This window comes from Haloarcula litorea (assembly GCF_029338195.1).
Classification (GTDB): Archaea; Halobacteriota; Halobacteria; order Halobacteriales; family Haloarculaceae; genus Haloarcula; species Haloarcula litorea.
The window spans coordinates 2,822,712-2,837,688 of sequence record NZ_CP119779.1 but is presented as its reverse complement, the minus strand read 5'-3'; the positions used below and the strand labels follow the sequence as shown (position 1 = coordinate 2,837,688).

General features: G+C 69.3%; 14 protein-coding genes. 3 read left to right on the top strand and 11 right to left on the bottom strand.

Annotation, left to right across the window (positions count from 1 at the left end):
• Window positions 1–102: 102 nt before the first annotated feature.
• Entirely contained in the window at window positions 103–1,605 is a 1,503-nt protein-coding gene (locus tag P0592_RS15250) for a lipopolysaccharide biosynthesis protein (protein ID WP_276271765.1), read from the bottom strand.
• A gap of 276 nt (window positions 1,606–1,881) precedes the next feature.
• Between P0592_RS15250 and P0592_RS15245 the strand changes: the two genes are divergently transcribed.
• Window positions 1,882–3,081: a CgeB family protein gene (locus P0592_RS15245; protein WP_276271764.1), complete on the top strand. Its 1,200-nt coding sequence runs from the start codon at window positions 1,882–1,884 to the stop codon at window positions 3,079–3,081.
• 82 nt (window positions 3,082–3,163) lie between these two features.
• Window positions 3,164–4,276, top strand: a complete 1,113-nt coding sequence (locus tag P0592_RS15240; protein ID WP_276271763.1) for a glycosyltransferase — start codon at window positions 3,164–3,166, stop codon at window positions 4,274–4,276.
• Window positions 4,277–4,310: 34 nt separating this feature from the next.
• Here P0592_RS15240 and P0592_RS15235 read toward each other — a convergent pair whose 3' ends face one another.
• A complete protein-coding gene (locus P0592_RS15235; RefSeq protein WP_276271762.1) occupies window positions 4,311–5,528 on the bottom strand; it encodes an FG-GAP repeat domain-containing protein in 1,218 nt (405 codons plus the stop codon).
• Window positions 5,529–6,701, bottom strand: a complete 1,173-nt coding sequence (locus tag P0592_RS15230) for a Gfo/Idh/MocA family protein (protein WP_276271761.1) — start codon at window positions 6,699–6,701, stop codon at window positions 5,529–5,531.
• A 254-nt stretch (window positions 6,702–6,955) separates the two neighbouring features.
• Between P0592_RS15230 and P0592_RS15225 the strand changes: the two genes are divergently transcribed.
• Window positions 6,956–8,521: an ArnT family glycosyltransferase gene (locus P0592_RS15225; protein WP_276271760.1), complete on the top strand. Its 1,566-nt coding sequence runs from the start codon at window positions 6,956–6,958 to the stop codon at window positions 8,519–8,521.
• On the opposite strand, the gene fsa is transcribed toward P0592_RS15225, so the two are convergent.
• The 8 genes from fsa to P0592_RS15185 form a co-directional block, all read right to left on the bottom strand.
• Entirely contained in the window at window positions 8,522–9,202 is a 681-nt protein-coding gene (gene fsa, locus P0592_RS15220) for a fructose-6-phosphate aldolase (protein WP_276271759.1), read from the bottom strand.
• Window positions 9,203–9,209: 7 nt separating this feature from the next.
• Entirely contained in the window at window positions 9,210–10,160 is a 951-nt protein-coding gene (locus tag P0592_RS15215) for a transketolase family protein (protein ID WP_276271758.1), read from the bottom strand.
• Window positions 10,145–11,020, bottom strand: coding sequence for a transketolase (locus P0592_RS15210; RefSeq protein WP_276271757.1), 876 nt, complete (start codon window positions 11,018–11,020; stop codon window positions 10,145–10,147). Before P0592_RS15210 ends, P0592_RS15215 begins: the two co-directional genes overlap by 16 nt.
• Window positions 11,017–11,658 carry a ribulose-phosphate 3-epimerase gene (gene rpe / locus P0592_RS15205; RefSeq protein ID WP_276271756.1) on the bottom strand — a complete coding sequence of 214 codons (642 nt, stop codon included), beginning with the start codon at window positions 11,656–11,658 and terminating at the stop codon, window positions 11,017–11,019. Before rpe ends, P0592_RS15210 begins: the two co-directional genes overlap by 4 nt.
• Before the next feature lie 208 nt (window positions 11,659–11,866).
• Complete coding sequence (locus tag P0592_RS15200) at window positions 11,867–12,406, bottom strand: D-glycero-alpha-D-manno-heptose-1,7-bisphosphate 7-phosphatase (protein WP_276271755.1); 540 nt, start codon at window positions 12,404–12,406, stop codon at window positions 11,867–11,869.
• Window positions 12,399–12,968 carry a D-sedoheptulose-7-phosphate isomerase gene (locus tag P0592_RS15195; RefSeq protein ID WP_276271754.1) on the bottom strand — a complete coding sequence of 190 codons (570 nt, stop codon included), beginning with the start codon at window positions 12,966–12,968 and terminating at the stop codon, window positions 12,399–12,401. Before P0592_RS15195 ends, P0592_RS15200 begins: the two co-directional genes overlap by 8 nt.
• Entirely contained in the window at window positions 12,958–13,971 is a 1,014-nt protein-coding gene (locus P0592_RS15190) for a GHMP family kinase ATP-binding protein (protein WP_276271753.1), read from the bottom strand. The genes P0592_RS15195 and P0592_RS15190 overlap by 11 nt, the downstream gene beginning before the upstream one ends.
• On the bottom strand, window positions 13,968–14,660 hold the full coding sequence (locus P0592_RS15185; RefSeq protein WP_276271752.1) for a nucleotidyltransferase family protein: 693 nt from the start codon (window positions 14,658–14,660) through the stop codon (window positions 13,968–13,970). Before P0592_RS15185 ends, P0592_RS15190 begins: the two co-directional genes overlap by 4 nt.
• Between the last annotated feature and the right edge of the window lie 317 nt (window positions 14,661–14,977).

Sequence of the window (14,977 nt, the reverse complement as noted above, 5' to 3'; positions counted from 1 at the left end):
CGCTCTCGGCGGATAGCGGCGTCGCATACCCGCAGCATACCACCACGATACCTTCGTTATACGCGGTGTTCGGTGGGTACAAACGCTATGGGACCGTCCCGGTCACGAGCGAACCCCGTCGAGGAACATCGTGATGTCCTGTCGGATGCCCCAGTTGGACAGTTCCTCGACGAGCAACACCGCGAGCGGGTAGGTGACGACGCCGGTCAGGACGACCCCGACGAACTCGACCGGCGGGGACGCGGCGATCGTCTCACGGACCCACCACGTCGCTCCGGCCATCAGCGCTCCGGCGACCAGCGGGTACAGCAGCTCGGCGTAGATGTCCGTCATCCGCGTGTCGAGCATCGACCCGATGAGGTAGATGTCGATCGGGAAGATCGGGAACACGTACAGCGCGGTGATGAGCAGCGCGATCCCCGTGATACCGAACCGCTCGGTCACGGGGTAGACGAGCAGCCCCACCAGCACGATCCGGAGGACGCCGATCTTCGTCGTCAGGTCCGGCCGACCCAGCGCCTTCCAGAGCGGGCCGAAATTCCGCCCGAGCGCCCGCAACATCCCGTAGACTGCCAGCACCTGCATCGCCGGGATCATCTCGACCCACGTCGGTCCGAGGAACGTGCGGACGAAGCTCGGAGCGACGACGACGATGCCGAACGCCATCGGCACCGACAACAGGCCGCTGAAGCGGAACGACCGCATGAACGCCGACCGGACCCGGGGGAGGTCGTTCTGGAACTTCGAGTAGGTGGGGAACATCACCTTGCCGACGACCTGGGTGAACTCCGTCGCCGGCGCGTTCGAGAAGCGGTAGGCGTACTGGTACAGCGCCAGCGCCGCCGGGCCGAGCAGCCACCCCACGAACGCGTCGTCGCCCTGGCTGTAGATGAAGTAGACGATAGAGGAGCCCGTGATCCACTTCCCGTAGCCGATCATGTCCTTCGCGGCCTCGCGGTCGAACTGGAGCGACGGTCGGAACCCGTGGATCGCGTACGAGACGACGAGCCGTGCCACGTTCCCGGCGACGTAGCCGACGACGTACGACCAGACCGTCGGCACCAGCAGGACGTAGCTCACGGCGACGACGAACTGGACGATCGACCCGCTCGTCTGGTAGACGAACTGTTTGTGGTAGTCCAGGTTCTTCTGGAAGTAGATCACGCCGGGGTTTTTCAGCCCGAGTGCGAGCGGCGACAGGCCGATGACGCGGACGATGTCGGTCGCCCGCGGTTCCGCGAAGACCGTCGCGACCAGCGGGGCGGCGAGGAACACGACCAGCGCGATCCCCAGCCCCCGCGTGGTCTCCAGCAACCACGTCGTACTGAGGAACTCGTCGACGTCGTCGGCCTCGCGCTGGACGAGCGCGTCCCGCAGCCCGATGCTCGTGAACTCGTCCATCGCCGCCAGCGCCAGCAGGGCGATGCCGACCAGCCCGATCGCCTCCGGGCCGACGATGCGGCCGATGACGACGAGCGTCACGAGCTGCAGGCCCCGATCCAGCAGGTTCTGCGTGACCAACCAAACGGAGCTCTTTATCGCCCGTTCGCCGGTCCCACCACTCGGCGTCGCCCGTTCGACGAGGTCGCGTAGTCGCTGTCTCATAGTTTCGGGGCCCCCACACCGATTCGTCCCGGAGTATCGGGCCACCCCCTATCGTTATGATACTCCTACCCGCTCACGCCGTGGACCAGCGGTAGCGACCCGGGCGAGGCGGACGGCTGTCACCCGTATCGGGACGCCCGCGTCTCCCCCACCCGAATCGGCCCGGAGCGACGTCCGCTGTCGGTACGGGCTGTGAAACAATATGTGAAGGTCGGCGTAATCCGCGTGATGGCAAGCGCGGAAGATCAGTCCGACAGGGATGGGACGAGGCAAGCGATGGACCGACCCGATGCGGCGTCGCTCGACGCGACCGACCGGAACGATCCACTTCGCATTCTGAGTGTCGTCTCGACGATCGATCTCGGGGAGAACGTCGGCTGTACGCCGGCCTGGTGGCAGCTGCACAAGGCCCTCCACGAGTGCGGGAACGAGGTGATCGTGACGCCGTACCTCGGCGACGACGTGGAGTCGCCGTGGTGGCGGACCCGCGAGAACCCCTGCTACTGGGAGAGCCGGCTGTACAAGGCCGTCGCCGACCGGCTGGACCTCTCGGCCGGGTCGGACGCGGGCACCGAGGGACTGGTCCAGACGCTGACCAACGGCTGGACCAAGCGCCGGTGGCAGTCCCACCTCGACGAGGTCGTCGAGGAGGAGCGTCCGGACGTGGTCCTCTTCTTCAACGTCCCCCTGAACCAGATCGGCGGGCTCCCGAGTCGACTCCGGGACCGCTACGACGTCCCGGTGGTCTACTACGACGGCGACATGCCGACGATCCTCCCGGAACACGTCGAGGAGCGCGGGTTCCGGTTCAACTACTACGACGGCGCGGACCTGACGGAGTACGACGCGTTCGTCACCAACTCCGAGGGCGTCCACGACCGGCTCCGGTCGATGGGGGCGCGGGCGGTCCACTCCGTCCACTACGGCGTCGACCCCGGGGTCTACGCACCCGTCGACGTGCCCTACGAGTACGACGTGTCGTTCTTCGGGAGCGGCGCGGCCTTCCGCGAGGAACGGACCCGGAACATGATCACGAAGCCCGCCCGGCAGCTGGACGCCGACTTCGTCGTCGGCGGCCGCGGCTACGAGATCGATCTCGGGGACGTCGAGCGGGCCGGGTGGATCCCCGTCAACGGCTTCCGGCGGTTCTGCAACAGCGCCCGGATCAACCTCAACATCACCCGCGAGGGCCACCGGACGGTGTACAAGTCCTCCACCTCCCGACCGTTCGAGCTCGCCGCGATGGGGTGTTGTGTCGTCTCGGACCCCTACGACGGACTCGGCGAGTGGTTCGACATCGGCGAGGAGATGTACGTCGCGGAGACGGCCGAGGAGGCGATGGACCTCTACGAGTGGCTGCTGGACGACGACGAGCTACGTGAGGCGACCGGTCGGAAGGCCCGCGAGCGCGTCCTCGCGGACCACACGTTCCGCGACCGGGCGAACGAACTCGTCGACATCCTGCGACAGCAGTAGGACCGGCTCGCGTCCGAAGAGGACCCCTACTCCCGGTATACGAGGTCTATTTAATACCCGTCACCGACTACCACCGGGCAGAATGGACACGGCCAGCGGCCGGCATCGCACCCGAGGCGTCGACGGCGGCGAGATCGATGCAGACCTGGACGTGTTGATGGTCCCGCTCCCCGGGAGTTACAGCGACGAACTCGTCGCCGAACTCGAATCTCGGGGCGTGTCCGTCGAGACCCGGGAGGGATTCTTCCGTATCCTCTCGGGGATCTACCACGAGGGAGTGCCCGACGTGGTCCACCTCCACTTCCTCGGTCAGTTCGTCTCGCGGACGCGGTACGACACCGTCCTCGTTCCCCTCCTCTTCGGGGCGAGACTGCTCGTCGAACTCCTCGTCGCGAAGGCGCTCGGCGTGCGGCTGGTCTGGACCGTCCACAACCTCTACAGGCACGAGGCCAAGCACCCCCGGGTGGAACGGGGTTTCAGGCACCTCACCGCCCGGCTGGTCGACCGACTCATCGTCCACTGTGACACGGCCGCGGACATCATCGTTGACGAGTACCGGCTCCCGCCGGAGATCAGGGCGAAGATACGGACCGTCCCGCACGGGAACTACCTGCCGCGCTACCCCGACGAGATCGACGACGACGAGGCGAGGCGGCGGCTCGGGGTCGACGACGAGACCCGGACGCTGCTCTACTTCGGCCACATCCGGTGGTACAAGAACGTCGACGGCCTGATCGAGACGTTCAAGCGGATCGACGACCCGGACGCCGAACTGCTCGTCGTGGGGAACCCCTTCGACGACGAGATCGAGGCGACGGTCTCCTCGCTGGCCGCCGGCGACGACCGGATCCGGACCGTCCTCGAGTTCGTCCCGGACGAGGAGATCCAGACCTATATGCGGGCCGCAGACGTGGTCGTGCTGCCGTTCAACGACGTTCTGACCTCCGGGAGCCTGATCCTCGGGATGACCTTCGAACGCCCCGTGGTCGCGCCCGACACCGGCTGTGCCGGCGAACTGCTTGACGAGGCGGGCGGCTTCCCGTACGATCCGGCCGATCCCGACGGCCTCGAGCGGTCCCTCCGGAGCGCGCTCGACGCCGACCTCTCGGGGATGGGTGCCTACAACTTCGAGACGGTCGAACCGCTGGACTGGTCGTGGATCGGGAGACGGACGGTCGAGATCTATACCGAGTGAGCGGGCGGCGACGCCAGCCCACCGTCGCCGGCACTCACCCCTCGTTGTACCAGACGTCGACGTGCGGGTCGGGCTCGTAGGACTTCCCGATCACGTCCGGCCGACCGTTCCCCGTCAGGTCTGCCGCTCGCGCCTCGTGAGTCGGGACCCCGCGTTCGACGATGTGGCGGCTGAACTCGCCGCCGCCCTCGTTCCGGTAGAGGAAGTGCCACGGGTCGCTGTGCTGGTCCAGTCCCATCTCGGCGACGTAGACGTCGGGCCGGCCCGAGCCGTCGAAGTCGGCGACTTCGAGCGTGTGCGGATTGAACAGCCCGTCGTCGAGCAGGTGGCACTCCCAGTCGGGGGGATCGAACCACGCGACGCGGCCGGGGTGGGTCCCGAGCACGGGCGAGTCCCCCTCGCTGAAGACCAGTTCGAGGTCGCCGTCCCCGTCGAGGTCCGCGACGGCCACCCGGGTCCAGTCCCACCCCTCGGCGACCCGTTCGCGCTCCCAGTCGTCCGGGCCGCGCCGGCGGTAGACGTTCGTGCCCGCGACGAGTTCCGGGTCGCCGTCCCCGTCCACGTCGACGACCCGCAACCCCTCCAGCGAGACGCCCTCGTCGACGACGTGTCGCGTCCCGTCGGGCCACGGCGTCTCCGAGGGGTCCGCGGGCACGTCGTAGTAGAACACGGTGTCGCTCTCCTGTGAGAGCCCGACGAGCTCCGGCTCGCCGTCCCCGTCCACGTCGCCGAACGCGAGGTCGTGGTACTTCGAGTAGTCCGCCCGGACGACCTCGTGGGGCCAGACCTCGCGCGGGTCCTCGGGACGCTCGAACCGGTAGATCGCGTCCCGGCCGTACCCCTGGCCGACGAACAGGTCGCGTCGGCCGTTCCCCTCGACGTCGGCGAAGGTCCCGCCCAGCAGCCGGAGTGCGGCCGCGTCGGTCATCGCGTGGCGCTCCCACCCGGGGTTCTCGTACCAGAACAGGTCCGTCTCCAGCCCCAGTTTGCTGAGGGCAGCGCCCGGCAGCGAGTGGCGGTCCAGCGACAGCCCCGGGACCGGCGTCTCCACCGGGTCCGCACCCATCCCGCCGACGACGAGGTCCGGCAGCCCGTTCCCCGTCAGGTCCTCCGTGAGACAGCAGAACAGCCGGTCGCTCGGCGGGTCCGGATCGATCCGCTCGTGGCGGAACGTCGGGACCGCGTCGTCGGAGCCGACGCCGTTCGTCGACGGCCCGTCGTCCCGTCGGGCGGTCGGCGAGCGGTCCGCCATCTACGTCCCCTCCGGGTCGACCGCGAGTCGACCGTCCGCGACCATCTCCTCCAGCGGGTTGTCGTCGATCTCCAGCGGGAGCGCGACGCGACCACGGCGACGGGCGGACTCCCAGGCCGCGAACACCACTTCGGTCGACTCGATGGCGTTGCGCCAGGAGAGCTCCGATTCGGCGTCCTCGCGGACGGCCGTCACGACCGACTCGATCGCACGGTCGATGTGGGTGGGGTACTCGTAGTCCGTCGGGTCACCGACGGGGAGGTACTCTGTCGCCCGTCGGAGGCCGGCCTCGACGCCCCACCGGACGTAGCCGCGGTAGGTGACGAACTTCCGGTTGCCCCACTCCGTCTCCCCGACGTCGACGGTCGACCACCCGCTCGTCTCGTCGTTCCGGTAGCGGAGCGGCGGGCCGTCGTCGGCCCCGACCTCGACGGTCCCGTCGGCCCCGACCAGGCGGAACCGGGCACCCACGCCGTCGCTGCCCCAGCCGGTCCTGGCGAGCCCGTCGACGCCGCTCTCGTAGCGCCAGTGTGCCACCGCCTGGTTCTCGTTGTGGACGCCGAACTGCCTGTTCTCGTCGCTGTACTCGATCCCCGCAAGGACCCACTCTACGGGCGTCTGGTCGGTGTAGAACGCCGAGAGGTCGAACATGTGGGTCCCGGCGTCGAAGAGGTTCTTCGCCGACCACTCCAGCTGTCGCAGGTCGCCGATCGCGCCGTCGTCGAGCAGGCGCTTGGCCTCCCGGAACACCGGCCCCATCCGTCGCTGGTGATTGAATGTCAGCCGGATGTCAGCCGACTCGCAGGCCTCGCCCATCCGCCGGCAGTCGGGCCACTCGGTCGCCATCGGCTTCTCGCAGTGGACCGCGTCCGGCCCGCCGTGGTCGGCGATTCCGAGCACGACGTCGGCGTGGACGTCGGGCGGGACACAGACGCTCACGACGTCCGGGGCTGCCTCGTCGAGCATCCGCTCGTAGTCCTCGTAGACGTGTGGCACGTCGAAGGTCTCGGCGAACTGTTCGGCGTTCTCCCGGACGATGTCCGCACAGGCGACCAGTTCGCAGTCGTCGATGCGCTCGTACCCCCGAGCGTGCCGGTACGCCATCGCGAACCCCTCCTCGTCGGGGTCGTCCGGCGTCGCACCCGTACCGACGAACCCGATTCGCTCCGTCATTATACCCCATAGTTCCCCGGTGCCGCGGGGTAAGTATAGGGAGCCTTCCGAGCCCGTCTACGGACCGCACCCCGACCCGTCGACCCGCGGCTCTCGTAGTCTGCCGTCGCGGCCGACGAGGCGGTCGCTCGCGCCGCCCGGTCGCGGGTTCCGTACCGACGTCCGGGATCGGTTACCAGTCGCGTCGGAGAGAGAATCGGGTAGTGACACGTACACTCTGTATAACTAACAGATGCACCTCAGGTGTGTGTACTATGTCGACGGGACGATTCACGGGACTCGACCGGGTCCGAGCAGTCGTGGACGTGCCTCCGGTGGCGCTGGCGGAGTACGCGGCGGCGTTCGCGTTTCTCGCCGCCGGCCTGCCGCTGGTGTACGTCGGGACACCGCTCCAGCTCGACGAGGCGCTGTTTCTCGTCCTGGGCGAACAGCTGCAACAGGGGGGCCGACTGTACGCCGGGTTCGCGGACCACAAGCCGCCGGGGATGCCCTGGCTGGCCGCCGGCCTCGTCCAGCTGGGTGGGGAGCCGCACGTGTGGGGGCGACTCCTCACCTACGCCGTGAACGCGACCTGTGCGCTCGTCCTGATCGGTGTGGGCCGTCGCCTCTACTCGCTTCGCGCGGGGGCGTTCGCGAGTCTCCTCTACCTCGGGAGCGTCTACCTGCCACACTTCCAGGGTCACCACTTCACCTCGGAGGTGTACGCGAACCTCTGTCTGGTCGTCGGCGCGCTGTTCCTGCTGCGCGGCCACTCCCCGGACCGCTTCGTCGGCGGTGCCTGTCTCGCGGTCGCCGCGCTGTTCAATCAGACCGTGTTGCTCGTCGGCCTCCCCGTCGGCGTCTACCTCTTCCTCGACTGGGCCCGGGACGCGGCCGGAGGCCGGAGGCGTCTCGTCCGCCGGTACCTCGTCGTCGGGACCGGGTTCGGACTCCCGCTCGTGGCGGCCGGGGGCGTGCTCGCCGTCAGAGGGGCACTCGTCGACGCCCTCCACTACACCGTCTACTACCCCGCGACCGGCTACGGCACTCCCCTGGACCCGCTCGGACAGCTCAGGGGCGTCCTCAGCTACCTGCCGGTGTTGCTTCTCGTGGCCGTCGAGCTCGCGGTCCTCGGTCGCCGACTGCGACGACAGCGATCCGTCGATCCCGCGGCGGCGTTCGTCGTGCTCTGGCTGCTCGTGCTCTCCGCCCCCGGACTGACGACCTTCTCCGGCACCGACAGACTGCTGTTCGCCTTCCCGCCGGCGACGCTGCTCGCGGGCGTCGCGCTCACCCGCGTCCACGACGAACTCTTCCCGCTCTGCGAGACCGTCGGTCTCAGGGGGCTATTCGAAGGCGTCTCCGCTCGGGAGTGCCGGCAGATCGAACGGGCCGCCGCCGTCGTCGTGGTCGCCGTCCTGCTCGTCTCCGTCGGTACGAACGCCGTCCTGCTCTCGCGACAGGTCGGCGAGTCGATGGCGACACAGGAGGCGACCGCCGAGCGGATCGGCGACCGGATCGAGGGCGAGGCGTACCTGCTCGGCTACGACAACGCGATCTACTACTTCTCCGATCCGGTCGAGCCCGCGCCGACGTTCGTCGGCTACCCGTACTCCACCGCGCTCGCCGAGTCGATCACCGCAGACCTCGAACGGCACGAGGTCGAGTACGTCGTCGTCCCCCGCCGGTGGACGGACGACGGCCACGTCGAACGGGGCGGGCTCTGGCCCGAACAGCGGGCACCCATCTTCGAGTACGTCGAGCGAAACTACGAACACCAGAGCCACACCGAGGAGTACGCCGTCTACCGCAGGTCCGACGGCGCGGCGTCGAGCGAGTGATCAGTCGTCGTCGGCTCCCTGCAGTTCGCGGACGGCGGGGCTCTCCCGGTCGCCCCAGTCGTCGAGGAACGCCGCCAGCCCCTCGTCGGTCTTGGGGTGGTCGAACAGCTGGTCGAGGACCGACGGCGGGAGCGTCGCCACGTCGGCCCCCACCTTCGCGACCGCCTTGACGTGGCTCGGGTGCCGGATGCTCGCGGCGAGGATCTCGGTGTCGAACCCGTGGACGTCGTAGATCTCGCGGATCTCGCGGACCAGTTCGACGCCGTCGCTCCCGATGTCGTCCAACCGACCGAGGAACGGCGAGACGAACGTCGCGCCGTTCTTGGCGGCCAGCAGCGCCTGGTTGGCCGAGAAGACCAGCGTCACGTTGCTGTCGATCCCCTCTGCGGTCGCCTGCGAGAGGGCCGTCATCCCCTCGCGTGTCATCGGGAACTTCACCGCGATGTCGTCGCCCCACGTGTCGTACTCGCGGGCCTCGACCAGCATCTCCTCGGCCTCCGTCGCGATGACCTCGACGCTGATGGGGCCGTCGACGAACTCGTCGAGCTCCGCGACCACGTCGCGGTACTCCCGGCCGCTGGACGCGACCAGCGAGGGGTTGGTCGTGACCCCGTCGACAAGTCCGAGCTCGTCCGCGGTTCGAACCTCCGATACCTCCGCCGTGTCGATGAAGAATCTCATATCGTGCTCACCTCTGAGTCGAGTCGACCACGTCGCGCGCGACGGCGTCCGCGGTCAGCCCGTGCAGTTCGTACAGGTCCTCGGGGTCGCCGGACTCGCCGAACGTGTCGTCCACGCCGATGCGCTCGACGGTCACGGGGTCGGACTCGCCGACCAGTTCGGCGACCGCCGCCCCCAGGCCGCCCACGACCGAGTGGTCCTCGACGGTGACCAGTCGACCCGTCTCGCGGGCACACCGCTGGAGGAGCGCCTCGTCCAGCGGCTTGATCGAGGGCATGTGGACGACACGCGCGTCGACGTCCCGGTCGGCAAGCAGCGCCGCGGCGTCGAGAGTCCGGGACAGCATCGCGCCGTGGGTGACGAGCGTCAGGTCGGCCCCCTCGCGGAGGACGAACCCCTCCCCGATGCTCGGGTCGTGGTCGTCGTCGAAGACGACCGGCGTGGGCTCGCGGACCAGTCGCAGGTACGCTGGGCCGGGGGTCTCGGCCAGCTCCTCGACGAACGCCGCGGTCTCGACGGCGTCGCCCGGGGAGACGACCCGGACGTTCGGGAGCGAGCGGTACGCGGCGACGTCCTCGACCGCCTGCGCGCTCGCCCCGTCCGGGCCGGTCGCCAGGCCGCCGTGGCTGCCGACGACGGTGACGTCGGCGGCGGGGCGGGCGATGGAGTTCCGGACCTGTTCGATGGCCCGCAGCGAGAAGACGGCGAAGGTCCCGGCGAAGGCCGTCTTCCCCGTCGACGCGAGGCCGGCCCCGATCACCATCATGTCCTGCTCGGCGATGCCGACGTTGAACCACCGGTCGGGGTACTCCGCGCCGAACCAGGCCCCGCGGGTAGAGGCCCCGAGGTCCGCGTCGAGGACCACCACGTCGGGGTGGCTGTCGGCGATGTCGAGCAGTCCCCGTCCGTAGCCGTCCCGGATGGGGACCTCCTCCCCGTCGGTCACGCCGACTGGCATCGTTTGAGGTCCGACAGCCGGTGTTCCACGTCCAGTTCCTCGAAGGCGGTCACGATCTCCTCGATAGAGAGCACCCGCGAGTGGTATCCCAGTCGCGTCTCCTCCATGAAGGAGACGCCCCGACCCTTCTCGGTGTCGGCGACGACCACCGCCGGCCCGTCGACCGTCGGGTCCGTCACCTCCTCGAAGGCCCGCTGGATCGAGGCGAAGTCGTGACCGTCACACTCCGTGGGGTGCCAGCCGAACGCCTCGAACTTCTTGGCGACCGATCCCAGCGCCTTCGTGTCGGCGGTCAGGTCGTCGTTCTGGACGCCGTTGCGTTCGACCACCGCGACCAGGTTGTCGAGTCCCCGGTCGGCGGCGGACATCGCCGCCTCCCACACCTGCCCCTCCTGGAGTTCGCCGTCGCCGAGGACGGCGATCGCCCGGGCGTCGTGCCCGTCCATCCTGGCCCCCAGCGCCGTCCCGACGGCGAAGGAGAGGCCCTGGCCGAGCGAGCCCGACGAGAACTCCACGCCCGGGACGTCGTCGGTCGCGTGGCCCTCGAGGAGTTCGCCGGCCTCCCGGAGCGAGAACAGCTCCGACCGCTCGAAGAAGCCCTGCCGGGACAGGACGGCGTAGAGCGCGGGCGAGGCGTGGCCCTTGCTGAACACGAGCCTGTCCCGGCCCGGCGCGTCCGGCTCCGCGGGGTCCACCCGGAGTGTCTCGTTGTACAGCCACACGAGCAGCTCGACCGACGAGAACGAACTCCCCGGGTGACCGGACCCCGCGGCGTAGGTCGTCAACACGACGTCGGCTCGCACCTCGCGCGACTGTCGCTCGTACTCCTCGAATTCGTCCTGTAGTTCGGGATGACTCATTGGATTCTGCGCTCCGTTCGTCGTCGCATCGTTCGAATCACGCTGGCACAGTCCTCGCTGCCCAGCACGGCCGTCCCCGACACGAGCAGGTCCGCCCCCGCCTCGGCGCAGTCGGCCACGTTCGCCGGACCGACGCCGCCGTCGACGCCGATCTCCACGTCGCAGGCCTCGTCGATCCGCCGGACCTTCTCCAGGACCGCGCGCTGGAACGGTTGCCCGCCCGCGCCGGGCGTGACGGCCATCACGAGGACCCTGTCGAGGGCGTCGACGGCGTGTTCGATCACCGAGAACGGCGTCTCGGGGTTCAGTGCGACCCCCGCGTCGACGCCGGCCTCGCCGAGCCGCGTGGCGACCCGGCGGACGTCCGGGCACGCCTCGGCGTGGACGGTCACGGTCTCGACACCGCGCTCCGCGAACCGATCGGCGTGGGCCAGCGGTCGGTCGACCATCAGGTGGACGTCAAGCGGCTGGTCGGTCCGGTCGTCCACCGCCTCGACGACGGGCGAACCGAACGAGATGGCAGGGACGAAGTGCCCGTCCATCACGTCGAGGTGGATTCTGTCGGCAGCCGCGACACGGTCGACTGCCTCCCCCAGGACGGAGAAATCAGCCGACAGGACGGACACTGCGATCTCCATGCAGTCCGTTACCAGAACAGTTCTACAATTGGTTATTCAGCGCCTACTGGGACTCCGCCGGCGGAAGCGAAGCCGTCCTCCGGAGACGTCCGGACGCCGGTGTGACTCCCGTCGGACGGAGACCGGTCAGGCACCGCGATCGGCCCGCGGCGACGAGCGTCCCGGGGTCCCGCGGCACCGGGCGACGGCGTCGGACACCGGCGACGCGTCAGATGGCCCGCTCCCCGAGGACGATCCCGACGAGCTCCCGGAACTCGTCGACGACGTGGTCGGCGGCCGTGGCGTCCCGTGCGATCTCCGTCTCCACGCTCGGGAACAGCACCGTGGTCGCGCCCACGCGGTTGCCCGCCCGGACGTCGGTCTCGCGGTCGCCGACCATGTAGCTCCGCGACAGCGCCAGGTCGTGGTCCGTCGCGGCCGACTGCAGCAGGCCGGGTTCGGGCTTGCGACAGTCGCAGTTCGCGGCGGGCTCGTGCGGGCAGAAGTAGACGTCGTGGACCTCGGCGTCGGCCGCCGACAGCGATTCGAGCATCGTCTCGTGGACGCGCTCGACGGTCGCGCGGTCGAAGTAGCCGCGGCCGATCCCGGACTGGTTGGTCGTCACGACCACCGGAACCCCGGCCTCGTTCAGCGCGCGCAGACCCTCCGGTACCGTCGGGAGCAGCCGGAACCGGTCCGGATCCGAGAGGTAGGGGACGAACTCACAGAGGGTCCCGTCCCGGTCGACGAAGACGGCGGGCTCAGTCAAAGAGCATCCCCTCCACGATGCCACAGACCGCGTGGCCGACGGTGATGTGGACCTCCTGTATCCGGGCGGTGTCGGCCGACGGGGCGGTGACGCAGTGGTCGACCATCCCCGCGAGGTCGCCGCCGGACTCGCCGGTGAGCCCGACCGTCGTCGCGCCCAGGTCGGCGGCCGCCTCGATCCCGCGGAGGACGTTCTCCGAGGTGCCGCTGGTCGAGATGCCGACGACGACGTCGCCCGCGGAGACCATCCCCTCGACCTGGCGGGCGAACACCGTCTCGTAGCCGAAGTCGTTCGCGATGGCGGTCACCGAGGAGGTGTTGGTCGTCAGCGCGACGGCCGGGAGGCCGGGCCGCTCGCGCCGGAACTTCCCCGACAGCTCGGCGGCGATGTGCTGGGCGTCGGCGGCGCTCCCGCCGTTGCCGAACAGCACCACCTTGTCGCCGGCCGCCAGCGCCTCGGCCATCGCCTCGCCGACCCGCTCGACCGTCGCCAGGGCGTCCTCGTCGTCGAGGTAGCGGCGCTTGGCCGCGACGCTCTCCTCGAACACCCGCTCAGTCCGCATCGTCGACCTCCCACGTCCTCACGCCGTCCGGTTCGAACTGGAACGGGACCGGCTCGACGTCGTACTCCCGCAGCGCGTACCGGACGTCCATCGCCCGGCCCGGTGCCGCGAACAGCAGGAGGTGCCCGCCGCCGCCGGCCCCCAGGATCTTGCCGCCGGCTGCCCCGTGCTCGCGCGCGGTGGCGTACATCTCGTCGACGACGGGGTTCGTGATCTTGTCCGACAGCTCCTTCTTGACCACCCAGCCCTCGTGGAGCAGGTCGCCGAAGCGGTCGAGGTCGCCGTCGTCGAGCGCGTCGGCCATCCCCGCGGCGACGGCCTTCAGGCGGTCGCGGCGGGTCTTCGCGTCCCGGGTCTCCCGCCGGTACTGCCGGTCCATCTCGTCGTGGATCTCGCTCGAGTCGTGGGTCTCGCCCGTGAAGTACAGGAGGAGCCGCCGTTCGAGGGTCGACACCAGCGGATCGGGCACGTCGAGCGGCCGGACGGTGGTCTCCTCGTCGGCGAACTCGATGTCGTTCAGGCCGCCGTAGGCCGCGGCGTACTGGTCCTGGTACCCCCCGATCTCGCCGAGGTCCTCCCGCTCGGCGTAGTAGGCCAGGCTGGCGACGTCCGCCGCGTCCATCTCGCGGTCCGCGAACTCGCGGAGACAGCCGATGACCGCGGCGGCCACCGACGAGGAGCCGCCCATCCCCGCGCCGGCCGGGAGGTCCGTCTGGACCGTCAGTTCGAACCCCTCGCCGACGTCGAACTGGTTCACGACGGCCTTGATGAGGTCGAGGTCGCCACCGGTGTACTCCAGCCGGCCCAGCGGGAACGACCGCTCGACGCCGAAGTCGACCGACCGGATCGTGATCCGGTCGCCACCGGGGACGAGTGTCGCGCGTGCGTACTTGTCGACGGTCGTGCTGACGACCTCGCCGCCGTGCTCCCAGCAGTACGGCGGCACGTCGGAGCCGCCACCGCCGAAGCTCATCCGGTTGGGGGCGCGGCTCTCAATCCTCATGCCTCCTCCGCGAACCGCTCGTTGATCTCGTGGTACCGCTCGGGCGTCCCGATGTCCTTGAAGTAGCCGTCGGTGAGGTACCCCGTGACCTCGTCGTCGTCGACGAGCCGCTCGAACACCTCCGACAGCTGGAAGCGCGTCCGGTCGGGCATGTAGTCGAACACGCCCGGCCCGAACAGCCGGAACCCGGCGTTGACGATGCCGCCCTCGCGCTCGGTCTCGACGAACTGTCGGACCCGATCGCCCTCCAGATCGACGAAGCCGCCCTTCTTCCGTTCTGTCACCCGCGAGAGTGCGAGCGACGAGACCGTCGGCTGGTCGCGGTGAAACGCGACGAACGCCGACAGGTCGATGTCGAGGTAGGTGTCGCCGTTGATGACCAGGAACTCGTCCTCGTCGGCGAGCAGGGGCCTCGCCTCCCGGACCGCCCCGCCCGTCCCGAGCGGCTCGTCCTCGACGACGTACTCGACGTCGACGCCGAACCCGGAGCCGTCGCCGAAGTGATCTCTGATGACCTCCCCCTCGTAGCCGATCGAGATGACGACGTCGGTCACGCCGTTCGCCTCCAGCAGGTCGAGCTGCCACTCCAGGAACGGTCTGTCGGCCACGTCCGCCATCGGTTTCGGGATGTCCGAGACCTCCGGTCGCAGGCGGGTCCCGGGACCCCCGGCGAGAATGAGCGCTTTCATCCGACCACCCGCCCGCGTGACGCGTTCGACACACGTCTCCAAGGCCAATCCATAGGCGAACCATCCGAATCCGCTCGCATAAGTATAAGTTCTCTACCCCCCGGAGCCCGTCGGTTTCGGAGGTCACTATGGGCGACCCACGGGGGTCCACCGACCACTGCGCCGGTCGCCTGCCCGTCCCGTATGCGGTGCCTGTTCCGGCGGTGACCGTCGTGCTCGTCGCTGGCAGCCCCGGTCGTGCCGCCGTCCGCGTGCCGATGACCGCGGTAGCTCGCCGGGCGACAGACCGAGAGACGTGGGGCCGATTTAAGACCGAC

Coding starts and splice junctions, on each gene's coding strand:
- P0592_RS15225 (WP_276271760.1), top strand. CDS start 6,956: ATGTCGACGGGACGATTCACGGGACTCGACCGGGTCCGAGCAGTCGTG.
- fsa (WP_276271759.1), bottom strand. CDS start 9,202: ATGAGATTCTTCATCGACACGGCGGAGGTATCGGAGGTTCGAACCGCG.
- P0592_RS15185 (WP_276271752.1), bottom strand. CDS start 14,660: ATGAAAGCGCTCATTCTCGCCGGGGGTCCCGGGACCCGCCTGCGACCG.
- P0592_RS15190 (WP_276271753.1), bottom strand. CDS start 13,971: ATGAGGATTGAGAGCCGCGCCCCCAACCGGATGAGCTTCGGCGGTGGC.
- rpe (WP_276271756.1), bottom strand. CDS start 11,658: ATGGAGATCGCAGTGTCCGTCCTGTCGGCTGATTTCTCCGTCCTGGGG.
- P0592_RS15215 (WP_276271758.1), bottom strand. CDS start 10,160: ATGCCAGTCGGCGTGACCGACGGGGAGGAGGTCCCCATCCGGGACGGC.
- P0592_RS15235 (WP_276271762.1), bottom strand. CDS start 5,528: ATGGCGGACCGCTCGCCGACCGCCCGACGGGACGACGGGCCGTCGACG.
- P0592_RS15240 (WP_276271763.1), top strand. CDS start 3,164: ATGGACACGGCCAGCGGCCGGCATCGCACCCGAGGCGTCGACGGCGGC.
- P0592_RS15195 (WP_276271754.1), bottom strand. CDS start 12,968: ATGCGGACTGAGCGGGTGTTCGAGGAGAGCGTCGCGGCCAAGCGCCGC.
- P0592_RS15245 (WP_276271764.1), top strand. CDS start 1,882: ATGGACCGACCCGATGCGGCGTCGCTCGACGCGACCGACCGGAACGAT.
- P0592_RS15210 (WP_276271757.1), bottom strand. CDS start 11,020: ATGAGTCATCCCGAACTACAGGACGAATTCGAGGAGTACGAGCGACAG.
- P0592_RS15250 (WP_276271765.1), bottom strand. CDS start 1,605: ATGAGACAGCGACTACGCGACCTCGTCGAACGGGCGACGCCGAGTGGT.
- P0592_RS15230 (WP_276271761.1), bottom strand. CDS start 6,701: ATGACGGAGCGAATCGGGTTCGTCGGTACGGGTGCGACGCCGGACGAC.